The sequence below is a fragment of the Sphingomonas sanguinis NBRC 13937 genome (genome assembly GCF_001591005.1).
In the GTDB taxonomy this organism is placed as follows: domain Bacteria; phylum Pseudomonadota; class Alphaproteobacteria; order Sphingomonadales; family Sphingomonadaceae; genus Sphingomonas; species Sphingomonas sanguinis.
The window spans coordinates 1-846 of record NZ_BCTY01000126.1; the positions used below are offsets into that span (position 1 = coordinate 1).

Below are 846 nucleotides of genomic sequence, written 5' to 3' on the forward strand. Positions count from 1 at the left end.
ATCATTTCCGCTATTTCGCGGGCTGCATCCGCGCGCAGGAAGGCGGCATTTCGGAGATCGACCACGATACCGTCGCCTATCACTTCCACGAGCCGCTGGGCGTGGTGGGGCAGATCATCCCGTGGAACTTCCCGCTGCTGATGGCCTGCTGGAAGCTGGCGCCCGCGCTGGCGGCGGGCAATTGCGTGGTGCTGAAACCCGCCGAGCAGACACCCGCCTCGATCATGGTGCTGGCCGAACTAATCGCCGACCTGCTGCCCGAAGGCGTGCTCAACATCGTCAACGGATACGGTGTCGAGGCGGGCAAGCCGCTCGCGCAGAACCCGCGCATCGCCAAGATCGCCTTTACCGGCGAGACGACGACCGGACAGCTCATCATGTCCTATGCGTCGGAAAACCTGATCCCGGTCACGCTGGAGCTGGGCGGTAAGAGCCCCAACATCTTTTTCGGCGACGTCGCGGCCGAGGATGACGATTATCTCGACAAGGCGATCGAGGGCTTCGCCATGTTCGCGCTCAACCAGGGCGAGGTGTGCACCTGCCCCAGCCGCGCGCTGGTGCACGAATCCATCTATGACCGCTTCATGGAAAAGGCGGTCGCGCGGGTCGAGGCGATGATCCAGGGCGATCCGCTCGACCCCGCCACCATGGTCGGCGCGCAAGCCTCGCAGGAGCAGATGGACAAGATCCTCGGCTATCTCGACATCGGGCGCGACGAGGGCGCGAAGGTGCTGACCGGCGGCACCCGCAATCGGCCCGAGGGGCTGGAGGGCTATTACGTCAAGCCGACCGTGCTCAGCGGCCACAACAAGATGCGCGTGTTCCAGGAGGAAATTTTCGGCCCGG

The 846-nt window shown here is 64.4% G+C and carries 1 pseudogene; it reads left to right on the forward strand.

Features of this window, described 5'->3' with window-relative positions:
• Positions 1-846, forward strand: a pseudogene (adh, locus tag SSA01S_RS18885) (aldehyde dehydrogenase); the annotation flags it as partial.